We start from the raw sequence: 22,578 nt of genomic DNA, 5'->3' as shown, positions 1-22,578 counted from the left end.
GAGTGTGTCGGTGCTACCCCTCGACGCGCAGTCCGTCGTAGAGATCACACAGCCGTTGGCCGTCGCGCGCCCAGTTGTACTCGTCCTCGACAGCCGCCCTCCCGTTCGTCCCACAGTCGCTCGCCCGATCCTCGTCGGTGAGTTCGGCGAGCGCCGTGCCGAGCGCGTCGCCGTCGCCGGCCGGCGTGACGAGCCCACAGTCGGTGCGACCCACGATGCGCGCGAGCGGTGCGACGTCGCTCGCGACGACCGGGACGCCCATCGCCATCGCCTGGAAGAGCTTGTGCGGGACGGTCGTCTCAGTGTGTGCCGTCGCGGCGTGGGGCACGGCCGAGACGTCGCTCGCGGCCAGATAGCGGGGAACGTCGGCGAAATCGACCCAGCCGGTGAACGTGACCCGCTCACGAATGCCGAGCGAGCGGGCGAGCGCCTTCAGCCCCCCGACGTAGTTGTCGTTGCCCGTCCCGACGAGCAGGAGCTCGGCATCGGGGCTCTCCTCGACGAGTCGCGCGAACCCCTCGACGAGCGTGTCGAGCCCACGGTGACGCGTGAAGTTGCCGACGTAGGAGACGACGAACGAGTCGGGAGCGAGATCGAGCGTCGCGGGCGGCTCGACGTCGCCGGCGAAGGCGTCGAGATCGACGGTGTTCGAGACGACCGTCACGTCAGCGGGCTCCGCGCCGCAGTCACGGATGTAGTGTGCGCGGGCCTCCTCGCAGACCGTGACGGTGCGATCGGCGTGCTTCACACCTGTGCGTTCGAGACGTTTGAGCCGCCAGGGTGCGAAGGCGACGCGCTGGACGAGCGCCTCCGGATCGCGGGCGATCTCGCCCCAACCGCGCATTTGCTGTATCTGCCGGGCCGCCTCCGGGTAGTTCTCGTGAAGGTCGGCGACGACCGGCACGTCGAGCTCCTCACCGAGCGCCAGCCCCGTCTGTACGAGCGGGAGATCGTGGACGTGGAGGGCGTCGATCGGGTTCTGTCGATCGAGTTCCCGGACGGCGCGCTGCCAGGCCGGATGGACGGCGCTCGCGACGTAGCGGAGCCCGTCGATCATTCCCGAGAGGCCAGCGAACAACCGATCGGCGGGCAGGCGCTCGACGTCGATCCCGTCGAGGCGCGCGAAGCTCTGCTCGGTCGGCCCGCCGCGACAGAGCAGCGTGATGGTGTGGCCGGCCATACGCAGCGCCGACGCCTCCTTCCGGACGCGGATATCCGGCGGGAAGCGCTCGGGGAGGAGCATACAGACGTGCATACCACCCGGAACACGCTCAGGGACTTAAGGCTGGGTTCACGCCGCGACCGCGACACGAGGGGTTTTCACCGTGATGGGTCGAACCCGGTCCATGACCCTCGTCAGCGCTATCCTCCCGACGTACAACCGCGCCGACTACGTTTCCGGGGCCATCGACACCGTTTTGGAACAGAGCCACGACGAGATCGAGGTCGTGGTCGTCGACGACGGCTCGACCGACGACACGGAAGAACGGCTCGCGGCCTACGAGGACGACGACCGCGTGCGCGTCCGCCACAACGGGGAAAATCGCGGCATTTCGGCGAGCATGAATCGTGCGGCAGAGCTCGCCGACGGCGAGTTCGTCTGCGTGCTCAACGACGACGACCGCTGGCACGAGGAGAAGGTCGAAAAACAACTCGCTGCCTTCGAGCGCGCGAACGACGAGGTCGGTATCGTCTACACCGGTGGAGTGGTCAAACAGGGCGAACGAGTGGTCAGAGTCTATCGCCCCGAGCGCCGCGGCGACATCTATCCCGACGTCATCGCCCGGTTCGGTCTCCATCCCCATTCGAGCCACATGCTGCGCGCCGAATGTTTCGAGCTCGGTGGGTTCGATCCCGGCTTTCCCCGCGGCGTGGACTGGGACCACTGCATCCGTCTCGCCAAGGAGTACGAGTTCGAGTACGTCGACGAGCGCCTCGTCGAACGCATCTTCCATACGGACAACATCTCACAGCAGCTCACCCACGGCGTCGATGTCAATCAGATGATCTGGGAGAAGTACCGCGAAGAGATCGAGAGATACCCCGATATCGAGCGTCGCCTCCGCGAGAAGCAGTGTCGAGCGCACGCGCGAGTCGCGCTCGAACGCGGTCAGCGCCGGCGTGCGTTCGCCTATGCACGCCGTGCGATGGGCTACAAGCGCTCCGCCGAGAGCACGTTCATCATGCTGTTCGCGCTGCTCGGTCAGCACGCGCTCGGTGCTGCTCGCCGCGCACGCGACACCGCGATGAACTGGCGGGCGTCGCACGACGAATAGCCGCTATCGAACCAGCGAGTAGCCACGCTGCATCGCGTCCATCCCCACCTGTCCGAACAGCGAGGCGAACAGGGGAATCACCGTCCGGAGCGAGGGCGCGTGATAGCACGCGAGTGCGAACGAACGCACTGTCGAGAACGACCACCGCCGGCCGCGCAGTTCCATCCGGGCTTCCAGTTTGTCGGTGTTCGCCAGGGCGTTCGCCCGCACGGAGGACGGAAAGTCGTCGTAGAGATCGTCGTATTCCTGGATGATCTCCCTGCGCCCGCGGATGAGCCCCGGTGATTTGCCCCGCGAGTCATCGATGACGCCGCGATCGACCAGCGCCTCGTCGACGTACTCGAACTCGTGCTCGCGCGCGAGATCGATCATCAGTCCGAGATCGTCGCCGCCGGGGCGGTCGGGTAGCGGCAGCACCGCTTCGAGCACATCGCGCGCGACGAGCATCGTCGAGGTGACACACGGCGAGAGGGAGAACTCGAGCGCGCGAGCGAGCACGTCGCCACGGGCGGACGGATCAGGAAGGATCGTCGTGCCGTCCTCGTAGGTCATTCCGCAGTAGGCGACGCTCGCACCCGTGCGTTCGAGTAGCGCTACCTGATCGGCGAGTTTCGTGGGCAGTAGTCGGTCGTCGTCGTCGAGGAACTGGACGTACTCCCCCGATGCGCGCTCGGCACCCACGCTGCGGGCGGGGTTCGATCCGATATTGCTATCGAGCTCGACATACGTGAGGTCGTACTCGTCGACGACGGGCTTTGCGTGGCCCTCGCCGGAGTCGTCGACGACGATGATCTCCGTCGGCTGCGTCTGTGAGACGACGCTCTCGATGGCCTCGCGGAGGCGATCGTTGCGGTAGTAGGTCGGGATCACGACCGAAACGAGTGAGTCGTCGGACATGGTCGAGACGAGCGAAGGAATAGCTAAATGTGTGCCGAGAGCGCGTTGCCGACAGTGACCCGCGACGCGATCCTCCGGAAGTGGGTGCGCCAGCCCCCGACTACCCCGCTCATCCAGCAGCTCCGCGACGAGGAACGCCGGCGCGCGCTCGCCGCACTCGGCGGCGGGCGCGTGCTCGATCTCGCCTCCGAAGCGAACGTCACCCGCGGCGTCGCGGCCGACTCGCTCGCGCGCGTCGATTTCTCCGACGACGCGAGTGCCTACGCGAGCGAGACGATCGGCGACGCCGTCGACGAGTACCGAAGCACCGATCCCGAACGGCCATCGCTTCCCTTCGCCGACGATGCGTTCGACGCCGCCGTCTCGATCGGTCCCTACGACTGGAAGTTCCTCGACGTCGAATCGCTCACCGCCGAGGTAGGGCGCGTGATCGACGATGGCGGGAAGTTCGTCTTCTCGGTGCCGACGCCGCGCTCGCCCTACGCCGCGAACGGCTGGCCCGACAACCACTACTACGAGCCGCGCGAGGCCCTCTCGCTGCTCGCACCCGACTGGCGACTGCTCGACGCCGATCTCGTCTTTCAGTATCCCTACTACGTCCACATGGCGCTCAATACCCTCCCGGCGAGCCTTCAGGAACCGTTCGTCGACGCTGCCGAGCGCGCGAGCGACGAGCTCACCGCCCGCAAGCGCTGGGACGACGCCTCGTATCTCGTGCTCGCGGCCGAACCGCTCGACTACCAGGGCTATCTCGACGACGCGCTCGACTGCCTGTTCCGGCCGGTCGACGAAAACGGCTTCTGGGACACTGAGGACGGAAAAATTCTCCGCGGGCTCGACTACGAGATTGCTGGCGGTAGCGGTAGTGGAAATGTCGAGTTCGAGTGGACGCCCGACGACCGCGAGCTGTGGCGCTACGCGCCCTTTGGCCTCATGGGCGCGCTCCAGTGGCGCGTCTCCGCGCTCGGCACCGATCGGTACGACGACGAACTCCGGCGCGCGCTCGACTACTTCGCCGAAGAGATCGAGAACGGGACGCTCTCGGCGATGCCGAGCTACGGCATCGGCCCCCTCATCTGTGCGTTCTCGCTCGCGGCCGAGGTGTTCGACGCTACCCACGAGCGCGTCGCGTGGGAACTGTTCGAGCACTCGCACGACCGCTTTGATTTCACCCACGCTGAGGACAGCTTAGTGGCCTACGGCTGGTCGTATCTCGTCGAGCGCGAGTCCGGATCGGTGGTGCGAGAGGCGCTCTCGGAGGCGTTGGCGCTGATGAACGACCGGCTCACGCCGGACGGACTGTTCGTCTTCGACAACCACACGACCCGTCGCCACCAGAACCAGATGTACGCCTGCTGGGGGTTCGCCCGCGCGATCGAGGTGACCGGACAGACGGGCTACCTCGAAAACGTCGAGCGCGTGTTGGAACGGACGATCGACAAGCGCATGCGCGACGACGGCGCGTTCGTGTGGGAGGACGAGGTGTCGTCGGTTCGGCGCGCGCGCCGCGGGACGACGAAACGCCTCGGCTTCCGCCCGCCCTACTGGGATTTCCTCTACGAGTGCCACCAGACGTTCTTCGTCAACGCGGTCGCCCACTACGAGGCGGCGGGCGGCGAGCGCGACTTCGATCCCGAGGTGAGTCGCGCGATGGCCTGGATCTACGGCGACAGCAGTCGTGGAAATCTCGTCGAGCTGAGCGAACTCGGCGTCCCGATGCGATTTCTCACCGTCGACGATCGCCTCGACATCGACGACCAGATGTACAAGGGTTCCTACGAGATCGGCTCGTATCTGATGGCGCTCACGAATCTGCTCGCGGAACCGTAACGTCGGGTTCCGGCGTCACGAGCAGCGATTCGTACAGTTCACGCAGTTTCTTGGCATCGCACTCGCTGTCGAACACACCCTCGGCCGCCACGCGGGCGTTCGCGGCGAGTTCGTTTCGCCGATCCGGATCGGCAAGCTCCACCAGCGCCCCCGTCAACGCACCCGTTCCGTGTCGCACGCACAGCCCCGCTCCGGTCCGGTCGAGCAGTCGCTTCAGCGGTGGCGTCTCGCCGGCGACCACTGGAACCCCGAGCGCCAGCGCAGTGAAGAACGCCCGTGGAACCGTGGTCTCCGTCGCCTGCGAACGCTCGGGCAGTACGCAGACGTCGCTCGCGGCGAGATAGTTCGCCAGCTCCAGGTTCTCCGTGCGAAAGCTGATCCGACCGGCGGCCAGTTGTCGCCGCGCGAGTCGTTCGAGATCGTCGAGCGCCGCCTCCTCGACGTCGCCGACGATCAGCACGCGAAGGTCGGCAGCACGGTCGGCCGCCCGCGCCGCGGCCGTGACGACCGTTTCGAGCGAGTTCTGGGAAACGCCATCGGCGACGACGGTGACGACGAACGCCGTCTCGTGATCGAACCCGAGTCCGTCGACCGGCTCGGTTCTCGCGGCGAGATCGGATTCGACAGTCTCGCAGACGATCGCGACGCGCTCGGGATCGATCTCCCGCTCGCGGACGTACTCGGCACGCGCCTCCTCACAGGTCGTCACCAGACGATCCACGTCGGGGACCCGCTTGCCGAGCAGTCGGCCGCGTCGCCACGAGGAGTGGAACACGCGGCGGCCGTACTGTCGCAGCCGACCGCCACGCGCGGCCTCGGCTGTCGCGGTGGCGGCCGGGGCGCTCGGCAGATCGGCGACGACGGGGACGTCGAGTTTCGATCCGATTTTCAGTCCCGTTTTCAGCAGGTCGAGATCGGTCACACAGCAGACGTCGATCGACTGTTCGTCGTCGACCGCGCTCGCGGCACGCAGCCAGGCGGGCTGGACGTAGCTCAGCGCGTAGCGCGCGCCGTCGAGGATACCTTTGGGCCCCGAGTAGAGGTCGTCGTCGGGCAGTCGCCGAACGTCGATACCGTCGACGATCGCCTCGGTCGGCCCGCCCGTTCCGCGCGCACAGACCGTCACCGCGTGGCCGCCCGCCCGCAGCGCCGCACCCGCCTGTGCGAGACGCTCGTCCGGCGGAAACGTTCCTGCGGTGAGCAGACAGACGTGCATCTATCGCGGCCCTCCGGACTCTCGGCTGTCGGTCATATCACCCTTCTCTCACGGGTCGGGTTTCGCTCTTGTGGTCGTGCTGGCGGACGGCCGTCGACGAGAACAGTCCTCAGCGGAGCGCCTCGGCCGCGAGATTGCGGTCGTAGGTCGCGAGCAGTTCCTCGGTGACGGTCTCCCAGGCGTACTCGTCGCTTGCCGCTCGTCGGTTCGCCTCGCCCATCGCGGCCACGCGCTCGGGATCGGCGACGAGTTCCGCGAGCGCGTCGGCGAGCCCGTCGGCGTCGCCCGGTTCGACGAGCAGGCCGCGCTCGTCGGCGATCACTTCCGGAATCGCGCCCACCGTCGTCGAGACGATGGCGTTGCCCGCGGCCATCGCTTCGAGCATCGCTATCGGCAGCCCCTCGGCGTGGGAGGGCAGGACGAAGATCGAACCCGCGCCGAGCAGCTCGTGCTTTTTCTCCTCGGAGATGTAGCCGAGATACTCCACGTTGTCGTAGGTCGTGGCCAGCCGCTCGGAGTGGTTCGAGAGCGGTCCCTTGCCCGCGATCGTCACCCGGAACTCCAGATCGCGGTCGGTGAGCTCGTCAACCGCCTCGGCGAACTCGACGACGCCCTTGCGCGGGAGCTGGTTCGAGACCGTCACGATGTGCGGGACGTCGCCGTCGAACGACGGCGTGTAGTCGGCGGCGTCGACCGCGTTCGGGATCACGGTGAGTTTCTCGGGGTCGGTGTGTTTCGAGAGCGTCTCCTTCCAGTATTCGGAGAGGACGACGATCTCGTCGGCGGCACCGAACACGACCGACTGGAACCACCGCACGGGTCGCGACTCCGTCGAGACGAACACGTCGAACGAGGAGCCGTGGACGTGGAAGACGACGGGACACCGCCAGACGTACTTGCTGAAGAGCACGTAGTAACCCGCCCGGTAGAACGAGAACCGGTGCGAGGAGTGGATGTGAACGATATCCGGCCGCGAGCGCACCGTATACGAGAGCATGTTCCAGACGATGACCAGCAGCGAGCGGACGAACGCGCCGACGCCCTCGGTGTCGAACGCGCCGCTCTTGTGCGCCGACACGTGGAGCCGGCCGGCGAGGTGACGGCGCTGCTCGCTGATGTACTGGCCGATCCCGCCCGGTCCCTGCCGTCCGACGATGAGCAGTTCGGTGTCGCGCATTACTCGACGTACCCCAGCCCTCGCAGGCGTTCTTCGACGTCACTGAAGTCCTCGCCGTCGGTGCGTTCGTCGCTACGCGACCCGCTGTCGGAGCTCGTGATATCGACAGTTTCGATCGATCGGTCGGCAGCCGACGAATCGGGTGCGAACAGCTCGTCGAGCACGCGCCCGTCGACGGTCGTGGGCACCGCTGCACCCATACTGTGGAGCACCGTCGGCGCGACGTCGAACACGCTCGCGTCGGTCGGCGTCGCGCCGGCGGCGATATCGGGACCTTCCGCGAGGAAGATCCCCTCTGGACGGTGGTCGGCGGCGTGGCTGCCGGGATCGGAGAACACCGTCTCGGAGAGCGAGGGTTTGACGTAGTAGCCCTCGCGCGGCTCGACGACGAGATCCGGCGCGGCGTCGTCGGTCGGGAACAGCTCGTCGCCGTCGTGGACGTCGAGAACGCGCTCGTCGGTGTCGGGATGGCGGACTCGCGTGAAGGTATCCGTCAGTTCGGCTTTGAGCGCGTCGATCCGCCCCGGCGGGACGATCCCCTGCTCGAAGCGCTCGGTGTCGTTGACGTAGAGAGTTCCCTGTGCGTGGACGAACGCGGTCGTCTTGTCGTATTCGACGTCGTAACGCACGTTCTCGCCGGGGATGCCGGCGGCGAGGCGATCGACGAGCGCGTCCGGCAGCCGTGTGGCGAGTTCGTCGACGTCGATATCGAACCTGTCGAGCGTTCCGAGCACGCGCTCCTTGGTGAGGCCGATCCGCGAGAGCGTGCTGCGCGTACCGGTGTCCGATTTCGGCGTGAGATAGCCGGCATCGGCGAGCACCCGATTGACGTGGACGTTCTTCTTGATGGGGCCGAACCCGTGGTCGGAGACGACGAAGAGGTTCGCGTCGTTGTCGGCCGCCGCCTCACGGGCATCGCCGAGCACGGCATCGAGCTGTTTGTAGTGATCGAGCAATATCTCCTCGTCCCAGAGGAGATGCTGGAGGCGATCAGGAGCGGTGTAGACGAAGAAAAACAGCCGCCAGTCGTCCGCGAGGAAGTCGTTCATCAGTTCGCGACGGGCGGCGACCAGCGACGCGAGCGCGTCGGGGAACTCCCCGGGCCGGTCGCGATACTCGTTCCAGTCGAGCCCGATCTCGTAGTCGGGCACGCGATCGGCGATCGTCGTGGCGAGTTCGGGCGGGTGGGTGAACCCCTCGTCCCGGCTCGGCGTCATCATCCCCGTGACCATCCGCCCGTCGATGGACGATGCGGGGTAGGTCATCGGCATGTTGACGACCGTCGACGGCGAGACGAGCTCCCAGAGCGCGGGCTGGGCGACGTCTTCGCCGGTGTTGACGCGATGGCGGTAGTTCGTCCCGAGCTTGTAGAACGCGTAGATCCCGTGTTTGTCCGGCCGAACGCCGGTGGCGATCGAGGGCCACGCGAGTGCGGTGTTCGCGGGCTGCGTGCTCGCGAGCGGCCCCGCCGCACCCTCGTCGATGAGGGCGGCGACGTTCGGCAGCTCGCCCGCCGCCGCCCACGCGCGCAGGCGCTCCCAGGGCACGCCGTCGAGACCGAGAACGAGCGCTCGGCGTCTGGCATCACCCTCGTTCATAGTTGGTACATACTGGCTGGATTTCCTCTCGTGACGCCCATTACCGTTTCCATTCGCGTCGTCGCCCACACACCGTCCACAACGCCCGTCTACCTGCCGACAGTCGGTCCGCTCGTCGGCGTCGGCGTGTCGTTCGACGATCCGTCGATGATGCCGAATATCGAGTCGGAATCGGTGGTCGTCGGCGTTGCCGTCGGTGTCGCGGTGGCAGTCGCCGTGGCGGTTGCGGTAGTGGTTGGCGTCGCGGTCGCCGTCGGCGTGCGCGACGGCGTCGCTGCGTTGCCGAACACCGAGCGATTCGCCGGCGGTGCCCGCGGCGTCGTCCCGTTCGGACCGGCGGTACGGGTTTCGTTCGCGACGGTGGCGCTCGCTCCGTCGGCGGGCGAACTGCCGGCGACGTGATACAGGTCGAACTCACCGTTCGTCTGAACGAGACTGACACCCGACTGGTGATCGAGCGCGCTGACGTTCTCGCGGCTGTAGCGCAGGCTCCGGTAGACCTCCACCTCGCGCTCGCGGGCGGCCTCTGTCACGGCCACGTACCGATCGTTCGACGTCCGACCCGCGAGCGCACTGAGGTTCTCGCCCGGGATCCCGCGACCATGCTGTGAAACGGGCGTCCCTTCGACACCGAGAGCGCCGTGTTTGTACCGCCACGGCCCGCTCCGCAGTCCGTAGATCGGCGTCTCCTCCACACTGTGCTCGAAGGCGTACCCGTAGCCGGACATCTGGGTCTCGCTCACCTGATCGTTCGGCTGGAAGATGTACGGCGACGGGAAGACGACCACGACCGAGAGCGCGAGCATCGCGACGATAATCACCGATAACACTGCGCGAACGCTGCCGATCGGGGCGATCTCGGAAAGTCCGGAGACGTAGCGATAGAGCGCGATCGAGCCGAGGATCGTCGCGAACAGCATGATGAGTCCAGCGTTGCGGAAGAACAGCTCGGAGACGGTACCGATGTAGAACAGCAGCGAGTACGGGATCAACACCACCAATCCGATGGTGAAGTATTTGATCAGCGCCGTCGTGTCGGGCGCGTCGCGCAACCGACCGAAGAGGCTCGTCACCATCAGGAGGCCCGCAAGGGCGGCGACCACGAGGCTCACGCCGAACAGTTTGAGAAACAGCTCGACGATCGAGCCGCCGATGGCGGTCAGCGACGACGCCTGGCTGGCCGTCGAGGCACCGAGCTCGGCCCCGCCGGTGAGGAAGCTCAACAGTTCGCGAAGCACCGCGTTGACGGAGCTTTCGTACCGCCCCCGGCCGATCGACCAGAGCATGAACGAGCCGATGAGGAACACCGTCGGCCCGTACATCGTTCGGTGAGAGGCGATGGCGCTATCCGGTCGTATGGACCGATAGAGAAGCTGCACGCCCGAGAGCGTGATGAACAGGATGATGAGATTCGCGGCCTGCTGTGAGTGAAAGAGCACGAGGCCACCGAGCGCGACCGCGAAGGTCGCACTCACCGCCGATATCGGCAGGCGTGACTCGAAGACATCGGTCGGACTGGTGAGATAGTTGATCAGCAGATAGACGATGATCGGCGTGATGAGAATCGAATCCGAGATCGGGTGGGGCGTCATGTAGTTCACCCCCATGTGGTTGATCGGCAGCACCAGGAGACCGGCGAGTCCGCTCAGCAACATCGCGCCGCGATGGGAGGTCATCGAGCGGACACAGAGCGGGATGAAGACGAGATAGGCGACGACGTACGCGAGTACGATCAGCAGCAGCGAGCGTGGGACCGTGGTGTTCGCGACACCGCGGACGAACAGCGACGATGTGTGGACGCCCGGATAGAACAGTCCGAACGCGCTCAGCGATCCGTCCAGGAGGTCGCGCGTCCAGCCGAGATGTGTCAGGCCGTCGCCGGAGCCATAGTAGAAGTAGCTCCGCAACAGGGGCAGCCCCGCGATCGCGACGATCCCGCCACCGCCGAGGCTCAGACCCGCGAGACTGACGTAGCCCTCCGGCGCGTACAGCGTGACGAACACCGCGACCAGCAGTGCGATCGCGATGCCGAGCCAGAAGCCGATCGGCGTCGAGCCGTAGATGTCGATCTCGTAGCCCGTGGCGGGCTTTCCGTAGGCGAACAACACGCCGCCGGCGAGGGCGAGATAGCCGACGACGAGCGCGAGTTTCTGTGCGCGGTTGTTCGGTTGTGAGGTCGTGAGCGTACTCATCGTATCAATCCATGCCGCGTCCGTGGCGCAGCCAAACGTACTCGCACTCTCGAAGCGGCGTTATAAACGTTTACCGCTCTCGACCGCCGCGTGGTGTGTCCACACGCGATCGGTGCCGGCGAACGACGCGCCATACCGAGGTGCATAAGCCACCGAGCGTGAAACCCTTCCGGAAGAATGCGACAGCCAAACGTCGTCTGGATAACCCTCGAAAGCACCCGTGCCGATCACACCACGATGGGTGGCTACGCACGCGATACGACGCCCAACCTCGACCGCATCGCCGGGGCCACGCGCGGACGCTCGTTCGACAACTGCCACACGCACGGCATCTGGACGCTCGCGTCGAGCGCGTCGATCCTCACCGGCACGACACCCACCCACCACGGGGCAGGCATGCAGAACGACGCCATCCCCGATGAGCTCGACACGGTGCCCGAACGGCTTCAACGCGCCGGCTACCGAACGACCTGTCTCTCGCCGAACTCTCATCTGAGCGGTGGCACCGATCTCGATCGCGGCTTCGACGAGTTCACGTGGCTGAGCGCCGACACGCTGGTCCAGGAAGCCGGCCCGCGCATCCTGCTCAAATACTTGCGCAACTGCCGTCGCCACGGCCCCGGGCTGACGACTGACACCAGGAAACACGGGACCGGGTTCGTGATGAACGAGATCGCGAAGCGCCGCATCGGCTCGTACGCCGGAAGCGACGAGCCGTTCTTCCTCTACGCCCACTACGGCGACCCCCACCATCCCTACCACCCGCCACGGCGCTTCTTGGAACCCTACGCCGACGATTTCGAGATGAGCATCGACGAGGCGCTCGCGTTCGGCCAGTACCACCACGACAACTTCCACCAGCTCATCGCCGACGGCTGCGAGCTCGGCGACGACGAGTGGAACGTCCTCCACGCTCTCTACGACGCCGAGATCGCCCACACGGACGAGCTGGTCGGCGATCTCTTCGCCCACATCAGGGGGCTCGATCTCGATAACACCGTCTTCGTCGTCACCGCCGATCACGGCGAGCTGTTCGGCGAACAGGGGATGCTCGCCCACCTCGTCGTCGCCGACGACGCCGTGACTCACATCCCCTGCATCGTCCACGGTGCCGACGCGCTCGTCGATCACGACGGCGAGACCGTCCAGCACGCAGATCTGATGACGACGCTGCTCGAATCCGCCGACGCGAACACGACGGGGATGCAGGGTGTCGATCTGCGCGAGGAAACGCGCGAGCACACCCTCACCCAGCGCGGCGCGAAGCGCACGCTGAAAAACCTGGATCGGTTCGAAGAACTGAACCCCGAATTCGATCGGGAGCGCTACCACGAAGCGACGCTGCACGCGCTTCGCACTGACGAGTTCAAATATCTGAAAAGCGAGGAGCGCGCCGAACTGTTCGCTCTCCCCGACGAGACCAGCGACGTCTCCGACGGTGAGTCCGCGGTCGTCGAGAATCTGGACGACGAACTCGAAACGATCCTCGAAACGGATGGCCAACCGATCTCGACGGAGGATCGCGACGGAGAGTTCACGGACGCGATGAAGCAACAGCTCTCCGATCTCGGCTATCTGGTCGACTGAGGGGTCTATCAAAAGACTGCGGTTGTGACATTCAGTTCTCGTCAGGGATGTACCGCCGAATATACGGGATCCGAACCCCGAGGCGATCCTCGACGAGTTCGAGTGGAATTTCGTCCTCAGGCTGGAAACAGCCCGTCATCGCACAGACCACGAGTGTAGCAATCCCTGCGGCGACGCCAAAGACCGGGATCGTCAGCAGATTTAGCGAGACGGCCGACGAGAGCGCGAACGACGGCGGGAACAGGAGCAGGGGAAGGAACACGTACATCTTGACGGTGTAGCGCGAGAACGGCGAGATCCCGGCGACGCGATAGAGGAAGGCGAACGCGACCCAGTTGAGCGTCGCGAACGAGAGCGCCGAGGCCGCCGCCGCGCCGACGATGCCGTAGCGCGGGATCAGAAGCACGTTGAGAACGATGTTGGCGATCGCCGAGATGACGTTCACCGCGAGGATCGAGCGTGTGTAGCCCAGTCCCGAGAGCGCGTTCTGACAGTAGCCGGCCATCCCGCTGACGAAGAAGCCGCTCGACAGGATGGCGAGCGTGGCACCGACGCCCTGACCGATGTATTCGTCGCCGAAGACCACATCAACAATATCCGTCGGAAACGTGGCGAACGTCAGAAAGACCGGGAAGCCGACGAGCACGGTCCATTTGGCGGTGAGTTTGTGGACGCGATCGAGCTCGCCGCGGCGTCCGCTCGCGTCGAACCGCGAGGTCAGCGGGAGATAGATGAAGCCGAACGAGGAGAAGATCACGCCGAGACCGAGCGCGAGCGGGTAGGCGACGTCGTAGATGCCGACGCTCGCGTTGGAGAGGTAGGCACCGAGCATGATCGTATCGATCTGCGAGAGCAGTTTCGTCACCGCCGCCGAGAACAGCAGCGGGAGCGAGAACCAGAGCAGCTGCCGGCCATGCATCCGTACCGGGCCGCGCAGCGACAGTAGCCGATTCAGGAAGTAATGGATGGCGATGAACCCTGCCGCGCCGGCGATGACGTAGGCATAGCCCGCGGCAAATACGCCAAAGCCCGCGAAGAGGAGGGCCACGAGCAGGCCGAGGCGCAGCCCGTTGTAGAGCAGGTCCCGCGCGTACGTCCGATAGATGGTGTTCTCGAAGCCACGAACCCCGCCGACGCCGATCTTCTGGCCGACCAGCACCGGGATGGCGAGGACGAACAGCGCGACCAGCTCCAGCGGGGCCGTGCCGTCGAAGATCGTGTCGATGATCCATTCGAGGCGAAAGAGGAGCACAGCCGTAACGATCAGCGTGACGACCGCCGAGAGGGCCAATCCGGTGAGCCACGTGCCGCGTCTGTCGCGCTCGTCATCGAAGCGCGACATGAATCGCGGGACCCCCTGATCGAAACCGGCGATGCCGAGAGTGAGCCCGAGACTCATCACGGCGATGCCGAGGCTGACCTGGCCGTAGGCACCGGGTGGGAGCAATCGTGCGATGATGACACGCTCGACGAGTTTCGAGGAGGAGCCGAGCAGACTTCCGACGAGTACGAGGCTGGCGCTCGATACCACTCCCGTGAGACCGGTCCGGTCGTCGGCCATGTCCTCGTTGCTCGTCATCTGTCAGTAATTACCGTCTCTGCATACCATCCAGGCTCTCGACCGCGGGGTCGAACAGTCGATGGGCCGTCGATACTACACCCTGAAAAACGGTCGGGGGATTAACGCACCGGTTGCAACCTCACGACAGACGCTTTTGCAGCCGCCGCCAGTTGTTCTTCACGAGCAGTCGCGCGACGAACCGCGGGTTGCGCTGCTGGAGACTGTGTGGGTAGTACGGTCCCAGTTCGTCCGGCTGTGACGGACTGTCTCCCGCCTGGAGTTGTTCGATGCCGGCGGCGAAGACCTCTGTCTGGAGCGTGTAGACCGTGTCCCACACGTCGTCGAGCGTGGGTGTGGGAGGCAGTTCGCGTGACATGACCGTGACGATGCGCCCGCCGTCGATTTCCTCCGAGAGTTGCTGGAGCGTGATCGCGGCGCTCGGATCGTCGTTCACGAACGAGATCTTATGGCCCATACCGCGATACTCCCGGATATCGCTCGTGTGAACGCTGAGAACGCCATGTTCTGGAGCATCTAGGATCGGCCCCTTGAGCAGGCCGAAGCCGAAGCGAATCACCACGTCGCAGGAGTCACCGAGATCCGAAGTCACGTCGTCGGGCAGCGTGTTCCAGGCTCCGCCGGCCGACACCGGCTCACACTCGCGAATCGATGCCTCTCGCAGGCAGTCGACTTCGGTGACGGGTCGGGACTGAAGCCAGTCCATCTGCTCGGTCTCGCCAAGCAGCCAGCCGAGCTTCTCGTCGCCGTGGATGAACGCCTTCAGCCCGCTCTCGTGGACCACGTCGACGAACAGTTTGAGATCCGAGAGCGAGATGCTGGTGCCCTGATTGACCGCATCGGCCCCCGCCGCGAGCGCCGATCCCTCCGTCACCGATCCATCGACGACCACCTCGTCGATCGTCACCCCGTCGAGCGCGGCGACGTTTTCGAGCGCTTCCTCTTCGAACCGGGTGAGCATCGGGTTCGCCAGCACGCCGACGCGCAGTCGTTCGCTCATCGGCGTGTCCTCGCAGTTCCATCGGTATCGGCTGCCCGGTCGATACCGTCGTTCCCGTCACCGTCCGCGCACGTGTCGGTGTACCGCCGGAACGCCCGCTCGTCGAACGCGGCGGGCGGGATGGTGACGATATCGCCGTTGTCGTCGGTCGTGTTGTAGGGGTTGATCAGCAAGCCGCGCTCGGGGTCGGTCGCCAGAAACAGATAGCCGTTCGACGACGGGACCGCATCGACGTGTTCGCCGACCGCGTCGCGGCGCTCGGTCGCGTAGAGTTCGTACCAGTCCTCGTACTCCGACGCCGAGGAGGCTGTGAGCACCCTGGCGACGCCGTCACAGGTGTTCCGTTCGACTCCCGCGGGGGCGGTGCTGTCGATCCGACCCGTCGATGTCGTCGAGACCACGAGCCAGTGTTCGTCCGGCCGATCGACCGTCTCGGCGTAGTACACCGGGCAGGCGGTCGTCGCGAGCGTCTCCAGTTCGGGATCGGAATCGTCGATGCGCTCGCGCGGCAGGCGGAGGATCGCCGACCGATCGGTGTACGAACTATCCACGCCCCAGAGGATCGCCGCCGGCGTGAAGGCGAGACTGACGGCACGCCAACGCTGGCTGCCGCTGCCGACCGGCTCGAACCCCTCTTCCGAGAGCACGCCGATCGCGCTCTCGGTATCGGTGTCGCCGGTCGTCGCCCAGAGCCGGTCGCCATAGGGATCGGCGAACAGCCCGTGGAAATGCCGGACGTCCGTTTGCTCGACGAGCGGTTCCCACATTCGCCCGCCGTCGTCGCTCACGAGCACGCGCGCCGGCTCGCCGCCGAGCGGGTACTCGGCGAGATACACCCGTCCATGGTGCTCGCAGAGCGCCGTCGGGAGAACGCCCATCGGCCCCGAGGAGTCCGGGAGTTCGTGCACGACCGTCCATGACCGCCCGCCGTCGGCGGAACGAAACAGCCACCGCGAGACCGTCGCGAGCAGCTGGCCATCGCCGAGCGGCCAGACGTTCGCCGTCGTGTACAGCCCCGTCAGCGGCCGGAGCAGGCGTTTTGGAGCGCGCCGGTTCATCGCGTCGAAGCGGAGTTTCTCGCCACCCGACTCGGGGTTCGGTAGCGAGCCGAGCGTCAGAAATCCGTCGTCGGCGCTCCACGTTCCAACGTCGAGTCCGTGCGTGCCGTACACCGTTCCGTCGCGGACCCCGCCGAGTTTCATGTATGCCTCAAGACAAGATATCGAGGTATATGATTTGCGACCCAGCTGATCACGACGCCCGCAGCGTTCGCAACACTGCCGCCCAGTCCTCGGCGGCGCGTTCGGCCGAAAACCGATCACTGACGGCCGGCGCGGCCGCCGACAGCCGTTCGGAGATGTCGTCGTCGAGCCGTTCGAGCGCGGTCGCGAACGCGTCGGCCGTCCGGTCGTCGAGGACGATCCCACTCTCGCCGTCGGTCACGGCGTCGCGAACGTTGCCGACCGCGGGAACGACAGGGACAAGTCCGCACGCCATCGCTTCGAGCAACGTCAGCGGCAGTGCATCCCGTTTCGAGGTCAACACGAACGTCCGCGAACGGTGGTAGTAGTCAGCCGGCTCGTCGACCCATCCGGGAAGCTCGATCCGGTCGCCGAGATCATGGTCGTCGATCGCCGCGCGGACGTCCTCGACGAGCGGGCCGCGTCCGAGCATCACTGCTCGCGGTGATTTGCCGCGCTCGACGAGTTCGGACATCATGTGCACGAACAGCAGCGGATCCTTTTCGGCCGAAAACCGTCCCACCCAGATGTAGTCGTACTCGGCGGGAGCGTCGGCCGGGCTGTAGATCGCGCGATCGACGCCGTTGGCCAGGATCTCGATGCGCTCGCCGGGAACGCCGAGCCGTTCGAGCTGGTCGCGATGCGTGGTGCCCGGCACCGTGATCGCATCGAACCGGCGAAAGAGCGCCGCGGCGAGCGCACCGTAGCCGGCGCGGGCGTGGACGTCGAGATCGACGCCGATGATGGCGAGATGCGTCGGCAGTCCACAGACCCGGCCCACCGCCAGCGCGAAGCAGCCGTAGGGGACGAGCGAGATCGAGACGACGCCGTCGTACTCGTTGCGCAGCCCTTCGAGCAGCGCAACGGCGAACAGCGAGAGCAGATCGAGCGCGCGCACACCCGTCGTCGGTGCCTGTCGGTAGGCGAGCTGTTCGACGCTCTCGTCGGGAGCCAGGCAGACGACGGTCGTCTCGGCATGCTCGCCGAGCGGTCCGAGATGTTCGGCCATCCGCCCGGTCTCGCTGACGCCACCCGAAAAGTCGCTGATGGCGAGATACGACTCGGACACTACCCGATCGATGGTCGTGGCGATGACAAATATTTTGTGGAGGATATCTGATAATCCAATCCACAGCCGGTTCGCGACACCCGGGGACAGCTATCCTCACCCGCAAGCTGCTCGATCGAGGGTGTATCTCTCGTCGCTATCTAGAAATATCTGTTCGCGGACCGGCGGATCGCCCACCGCAAACCGTCGTCAAGAGCGGTCGGCACGCTGGCGCACCGCCGACGCGAGCGCGAAGCACATCCAGGCCTGACTCCAGCGGATGTACGGCGTTTCGTCGTCGATGAACCGTCCGCGCTGGCGGTAGAAGTAGCCCGTCTCGTCGAACAGTTCGTCGAGACTCCAGTCGAGCACCTGCTCGGCGAGTTCGACGCTCTCCGGTCGGCCGTCGCGAACGAACGTCCGGATCGACTGGGCAGCTGCGTGAGCGTCGTGAGGGTAGCTCTGATCGTGTTCGAACTTCGGTGCGCCGTCGGCCTCGAAGAGGTGCTCCCGATAGAACGTGAGCCCGCGCTCGTAGCTCGCCGCCGCCCCGGCGACGTCGCCGCCGGCGTCGAGATACTCCCGGATCGATTCGAGCACGAACCCTGTGTGGAAGTTGTCGTGGCTGATATGCGAACGGTCGGCCGGCATCGAGTAGTGCCACGCACCGCTTTCCTCCTGGGCCGTGAGCACGAAACGGACGAGCTCGTCCGCGCGCTCCATGAGCGCGTTGTCGTCGTTTTCGGCCGCGACTAGGGCGAACAGCCGGGCGGCGAGGGCGTTGACGTTGATGACGACGAACGAATCGTCGGTGGTATAGGTGTAGGCCTCGTGGCCGGCGACCTCGCGGGTGTTGATCTCGTTTCGGATGAACTCGCAGGCCCCTTCGGCGATCGCCAGCGATTCGTCGTTGCCCGTGAGGCGATGGTGCTGGACGAACGCCTGGGCACAGAAGACCGTCACGACGACCGACGGCCGGTAGGCCGGCAGGTAGAACTTCCGCGCGTTCTGCCAGTCGAAGTTGTAGCCCCAGCAGGGCTCGTCGAACGCGCGTGACTGATACTCGCGCAACCAGTCGAGCAGCCGCTCGGCCTCCTCTAGATCCGCTTCCTCGCCCGTCGCCTCGTAGCGGTGGAGATAGGAAAGGACGAACAGCGCGACCCCCTTCGGGTTGCGCTCCTCGGGGATCGACAGCGCCGGCCGGAGATTGATCGGGAACCGACTCACCGCGTGCGTCCAGGCGAGACGGGTGAACCAGTTCCGTTTGAACGGCTCCGCGTATGGGCTGTTCAGCCCGTCGTATGGGTCCCAGCCGGCATAGTCGCGCTCGCGCGCCCATTCCAGCGCACGCGTCAGCGCGTTCGCCGGCACGAAGGGATCGTCGTTCATCGTTCCCCACAGCACGACCGCAGCAGTTCGTTCGTCAGTGCGACGAGCTCGTCGCGCACCGCACGCGCCCGGTCGCGATCGGGGGCGACGTCGCTCTCGTCGAGCCCGGTGATGTGGTCGATGATCGCGTCCGCATCCCGCGAGTGGAAGATGCGCCCGTCGGCGACGAGCTCCTGATCGACCGACAGCAGCGTGTTCGGGAAGAAGGAGACGGCGGGTTTCTCCATACAGGCGGCCTCGCGCGACATCGTGCCCGAGCCCGTGAGCACACAGCGGGCGTGCCACGCCAGCTGGAGTCCGTTGACCGCTCCGTCGGGGACGAACACGTCGTCGTCGGCGTAGTCGTGTGCGTGAACCTCGTCGCCACGCCCGCGCGGGAGGTAGACGACACCGATGTCGCGCTCGTCGGCTGCCGCGAGCAGTTCAGGGACGATCGAATCGGCATCGACGTACGCCGCCGTCAGCGCCTCCGGGCGGACGACGATATACTCGCCGCTCGCGAACGGCAGCCGCTCCGGGAACTCCGGGTCCGGATCGAAGTTCGCGACATAGACGTCCTCCTTGTAGCCGTCGTAGGTGTGGATCGCGCTCTCGTCGGCCCCCCAGCGCGTCAGCTCGTGGGTCGCGAACGCCGACGGAACGACATTGTGCGTCGCGGCGGCCTCGAAGCGGTTGTAGAGCTCCTCGACCCAGAGTCCGTCGATGTGGGCGGTGATGTCGTTGTCGGTGAAATGGATCGAAGGGATGCCCCGGAGCTTCGAAGCGAGCACGCACATCGCGTTGCGCGAGGAGAGCGAGACGTCGCCATCGGGTGCTTCGAGGGCCAGCTGGGCCGTCCGCAGCGGGATGCCGACCTTCCGCACCAGCGCGTTGTCGAAATCGCGACCCACGACGCGATGGGTGAAGCCGACCTCGCGGGCGAGCGAGACGGTCTCGGTCTTCTCGCGCACCGTCGTCGCCACCGCTACGTCGTCGAGTCCCTCCGCGAGCGCCGCGAAGAAGAACGGATGTGAGGGGCTCACGAGATCGATCCACGCCCGAATCGGCCGCGTTCGCGTGGCTGCTGTCTGGTCGGCGCGCGCCCCGTGACCGCTCATAGCCGGACAACCCGCAGTCCGGCCGCTTCCCATCGATCCCTGTCGAGCAGTCCCTTCGCGTCCACGACGACGTTCCCCGCGAGCCGCGCCGCGACGTCCTCCGGATCGAGCGCGGCGTACTCGTCGTGGTTGGTGGCGACGACGATCGCGTCGGCCCCTGCGAACGCCTCGTCGAAGGGGGCGAGCGCGAACCGCTGATCGGTGACGTACGGATCGTGCAGGCGAACGTCGACGCCCGCCGTGCCCGCTCCGGCGGCTCCCGCCACCTGCGTCCGGGCCTGGAGCACCTCGGCGAGGCGCAGCCCGGGGCTCTCGCGTGCGTCGGCGACGTTGCCCTTGTAGGCGACGCCGAGGATCGCCACCGACGACTCCGCCAGCGAATCCAGTTCGTCGTCGAGCAGATCGGTGACGTACTCGGCCATCCCGTCGTTGATCTCACGGGCCCGCTCGATGAGGTCGAGGTTCTCCGAGCTCTGGCCCAAAAAGAGCGGATCGATGGGGATGCAGTGACCGCCCACGCCGGGACCAGGCTGGTGGAGCTCGACCCGTGGGTGATGGTTCGCGAGCGAGATCGCCTCGCGCGCGTCGAGTTCGTAGTCGGCCGCGATCATCGCCAGCTCGTTCGCCAGCGCGATGTTCACGTCGCGATACGTGTTCTGTATGAGTTTGACGAACTCTGCAAGCGTCGGGTTCGCCGTCGTTCGGAGGTCGCCCTCGACGAACGAGCCGTACAGCGCGGCCGCGCGCTCGACCGACCGCTCGTCGATGCCGCCGACCGCGCGGTCGTTCGCGCGTAGCTCCGCGATGACGTTGCCCGGCAGCACGGTCTCGGGCGAGTACGCGAGCGAGAACTCGCCGACGGAGTGGCTGGATCGTTCGAGGATCGGCGCGACCGTCTCGACCGTCGTCCCCGGCGGGACGGTGGATTCGAGGATCACCGTGTCGCCCGCCCGGAGCACTTCGGCGACCGTCCCGGCGGCGCTCTCGACGTACGCGAGGTCGGCCCGATCGCCGTCGAGCGGCGTCGGCACGCAGACGAGGTGGTAGTCGGCCGCCGGCACGTCGTGGGAGACCGACAGCCCGTCCGCGAGCGCGTCCGTGACGAACTCGTCGAGCCCCGGTTCGTCGACGGGCACCTCGCCGCGATCGAGTCGGTCGATCAGGTCCGTATCGACGTCGTAACCCGTGACGTCGTGGCCGCTGTCGGCGAGCATCGCCGCCGTCGGCAGACCAATATAGCCGAGTCCGTGCACGCAGACCGAGCTCATCCGTGCACCTCCCCGACCGAGGTGGCGGAGCCGATCCCCGCGATATCAAGAATGCGCTCGGCGCTGTGGCCGTCGCCGAAGGGATTCTCCCAGCCGTTCTGCTCGGCGAGCGCCTCGCGCGCGCCGGTGACGATCCCGTCGGCGGTGACGCCGACGACACGGTTCGCCCCCACGTCGACCGTCTCCGGCCGTTCGGTGTTGTCACGGAGGGTGACGCAGGGCGTGCCGAGAATACAGGTTTCCTCCTGAACGCCGCCGGAATCGGTGAGCACGAGCGTCGCCGTGCTTTCGAGCCGGAGGAAATCCAGGAAATCCTGTGAGTCGATCGGCGTGATCTCGTCGGGCATCGCGAGATCGAACGCCGCGAGGCGTTCGTTTGCTCGCGGATGGACCGGATAGACGACGTCGAGATCGGATTCGCTGGCGAATCGGGCGACGCCGTCGAGCAGGCTCGAAAAGCGCTCGCGATCGTCGACGTTCTCGGCGCGATGGGCAGTCAGAAGACAGAAATCGCCGGCATCGAGATCGAGCTCGTCGAGAACGTCGCTCTTTGCGGCCGCGAGATCGCGATAGCCCATCACCGCATCGACGATCGTGTTGCCGGTCACGTGGATCGCGTCGTCGGCGATCCCCTCCTCGCGGAGATAGCCGGCAGCCTGTTCGGTCGGCGCGAAGCGGTAGTCGGCGGCGTGGTCGGCGAGCACGCGATTCACCTCCTCGGGCATCGTCCGGTCGAAACTCCGCAGGCCGGCCTCGACGTGGCCGACCTCGCAGTCGAGCTTGCCCGCCGCGATCGCCCCCGCGAGAACGGAGTTCGTATCGCCCTGAACGAGCACCAGTTCGGGCTGCTCGTCGAGCAACACCGTCTCGATCTCGCGGATCATCGCGCCGGTCTGTTCGCTCTGGGAGCCGGAACCGACGCCGAGGTTGTGGTCGGGCGCTGGCAGTTCGAGCTGGTCGAAGAAGACGGTGTCCAGCTCCTCGGAGTAGTGCTGGCCGGTGTGGACGACGCTGTAGGCGATCTCCCGTTCTTCGCAGGCGTCGATGACGGGCGCGAGCTTGATGATCTCCGGGCGCGTGCCGAGCACGATCGTCACGGTCGTCCCGTCGGTCATCGACATCCCTCCCCGTTCGGTGCACCCAAACCGCAGGGCGACCCACCGATCGTGGGTTCGTCGCTCAC

Annotated in this window: 17 protein-coding genes; 3 read left to right on the top strand and 14 right to left on the bottom strand. The window is 66.2% G+C overall.

Annotated features, from left to right (window positions below):
- Positions 1 to 13: 13 nt before the first annotated feature.
- Positions 14 to 1,255, bottom strand: coding sequence for a glycosyltransferase family 4 protein (locus tag NO363_RS04310; protein WP_256687131.1), 1,242 nt, complete (start codon positions 1,253 to 1,255; stop codon positions 14 to 16).
- 91 nt (positions 1,256 to 1,346) lie between these two features.
- Between NO363_RS04310 and NO363_RS04305 the strand changes: the two genes are divergently transcribed.
- Entirely contained in the window at positions 1,347 to 2,276 is a 930-nt protein-coding gene (locus tag NO363_RS04305; protein WP_256687130.1) for a glycosyltransferase family 2 protein, read from the top strand.
- 3 nt (positions 2,277 to 2,279) lie between these two features.
- On the opposite strand, the gene NO363_RS04300 is transcribed toward NO363_RS04305, so the two are convergent.
- Positions 2,280 to 3,173 carry a glycosyltransferase family 2 protein gene (locus tag NO363_RS04300; protein ID WP_256687128.1) on the bottom strand — a complete coding sequence of 298 codons (894 nt, stop codon included), beginning with the start codon at positions 3,171 to 3,173 and terminating at the stop codon, positions 2,280 to 2,282.
- A 27-nt stretch (positions 3,174 to 3,200) separates the two neighbouring features.
- Here NO363_RS04300 and NO363_RS04295 point away from each other — a divergent pair, with 27 nt between their 5' ends.
- A complete protein-coding gene (locus NO363_RS04295; RefSeq protein WP_256687126.1) occupies positions 3,201 to 5,003 on the top strand; it encodes a class I SAM-dependent methyltransferase in 1,803 nt (600 codons plus the stop codon).
- Here NO363_RS04295 and NO363_RS04290 read toward each other — a convergent pair.
- From NO363_RS04290 to NO363_RS04275, 4 genes are all read right to left on the bottom strand, one after another.
- Entirely contained in the window at positions 4,978 to 6,219 is a 1,242-nt protein-coding gene (locus NO363_RS04290; protein WP_256687125.1) for a glycosyltransferase, read from the bottom strand. The genes NO363_RS04295 and NO363_RS04290 overlap by 26 nt on opposite strands.
- Before the next feature lie 109 nt (positions 6,220 to 6,328).
- The gene (locus NO363_RS04285) at positions 6,329 to 7,396 is read right to left on the bottom strand and encodes a glycosyltransferase family 4 protein (protein WP_256687124.1); all 1,068 of its coding nucleotides are present in this window, start codon (positions 7,394 to 7,396) and stop codon (positions 6,329 to 6,331) included.
- Complete coding sequence (locus NO363_RS04280) at positions 7,396 to 8,994, bottom strand: alkaline phosphatase family protein (RefSeq protein WP_256687122.1); 1,599 nt, start codon at positions 8,992 to 8,994, stop codon at positions 7,396 to 7,398. The genes NO363_RS04285 and NO363_RS04280 overlap by 1 nt, the downstream gene beginning before the upstream one ends.
- Positions 8,995 to 9,083: 89 nt before the next feature.
- Positions 9,084 to 11,186 (bottom strand): hypothetical protein, encoded by a 2,103-nt coding sequence (locus NO363_RS04275; RefSeq protein WP_256687121.1) that lies wholly within the window; start codon positions 11,184 to 11,186, stop codon positions 9,084 to 9,086.
- A 177-nt stretch (positions 11,187 to 11,363) separates the two neighbouring features.
- On the opposite strand from NO363_RS04275, the gene NO363_RS04270 reads away from it, so the two are divergent.
- Entirely contained in the window at positions 11,364 to 12,773 is a 1,410-nt protein-coding gene (locus tag NO363_RS04270) for a sulfatase (RefSeq protein ID WP_256687120.1), read from the top strand.
- A gap of 31 nt (positions 12,774 to 12,804) precedes the next feature.
- Here NO363_RS04270 and NO363_RS04265 read toward each other — a convergent pair whose 3' ends face one another.
- From NO363_RS04265 to wecB, 8 genes are all read right to left on the bottom strand, one after another.
- On the bottom strand, positions 12,805 to 14,352 hold the full coding sequence (locus NO363_RS04265) for an oligosaccharide flippase family protein (protein ID WP_256687119.1): 1,548 nt from the start codon (positions 14,350 to 14,352) through the stop codon (positions 12,805 to 12,807).
- Positions 14,353 to 14,473: 121 nt separating this feature from the next.
- Complete coding sequence (locus tag NO363_RS04260) at positions 14,474 to 15,352, bottom strand: methionyl-tRNA formyltransferase-like protein (protein ID WP_256687118.1); 879 nt, start codon at positions 15,350 to 15,352, stop codon at positions 14,474 to 14,476.
- Positions 15,349 to 16,554 (bottom strand): WD40/YVTN/BNR-like repeat-containing protein, encoded by a 1,206-nt coding sequence (locus NO363_RS04255; protein ID WP_256687117.1) that lies wholly within the window; start codon positions 16,552 to 16,554, stop codon positions 15,349 to 15,351. Before NO363_RS04255 ends, NO363_RS04260 begins: the two co-directional genes overlap by 4 nt.
- Positions 16,555 to 16,603: 49 nt before the next feature.
- A complete protein-coding gene (locus tag NO363_RS04250) occupies positions 16,604 to 17,662 on the bottom strand; it encodes a glycosyltransferase family 4 protein (RefSeq protein ID WP_256687116.1) in 1,059 nt (352 codons plus the stop codon).
- Between the two features lie 189 nt (positions 17,663 to 17,851).
- Entirely contained in the window at positions 17,852 to 19,030 is a 1,179-nt protein-coding gene (locus tag NO363_RS04245; protein WP_256687115.1) for a hypothetical protein, read from the bottom strand.
- Positions 19,027 to 20,127: a DUF354 domain-containing protein gene (locus NO363_RS04240; protein ID WP_256687113.1), complete on the bottom strand. Its 1,101-nt coding sequence runs from the start codon at positions 20,125 to 20,127 to the stop codon at positions 19,027 to 19,029. The genes NO363_RS04245 and NO363_RS04240 overlap by 4 nt, the downstream gene beginning before the upstream one ends.
- Entirely contained in the window at positions 20,124 to 21,395 is a 1,272-nt protein-coding gene (locus NO363_RS04235; RefSeq protein ID WP_256687111.1) for a nucleotide sugar dehydrogenase, read from the bottom strand. Before NO363_RS04235 ends, NO363_RS04240 begins: the two co-directional genes overlap by 4 nt.
- On the bottom strand, positions 21,392 to 22,510 hold the full coding sequence (gene wecB, locus NO363_RS04230; protein ID WP_256687109.1) for a non-hydrolyzing UDP-N-acetylglucosamine 2-epimerase: 1,119 nt from the start codon (positions 22,508 to 22,510) through the stop codon (positions 21,392 to 21,394). The genes NO363_RS04235 and wecB overlap by 4 nt, the downstream gene beginning before the upstream one ends.
- Positions 22,511 to 22,578 lie beyond the last annotated feature (68 nt).

Source organism: Halococcus qingdaonensis, assembly GCF_024508235.1.
GTDB lineage: Archaea > Halobacteriota > Halobacteria > Halobacteriales > Halococcaceae > Halococcus > Halococcus qingdaonensis.
The sequence above is the reverse complement of the archived record's forward strand: the minus strand, read 5'-3'. Positions and strand labels throughout refer to the sequence as shown.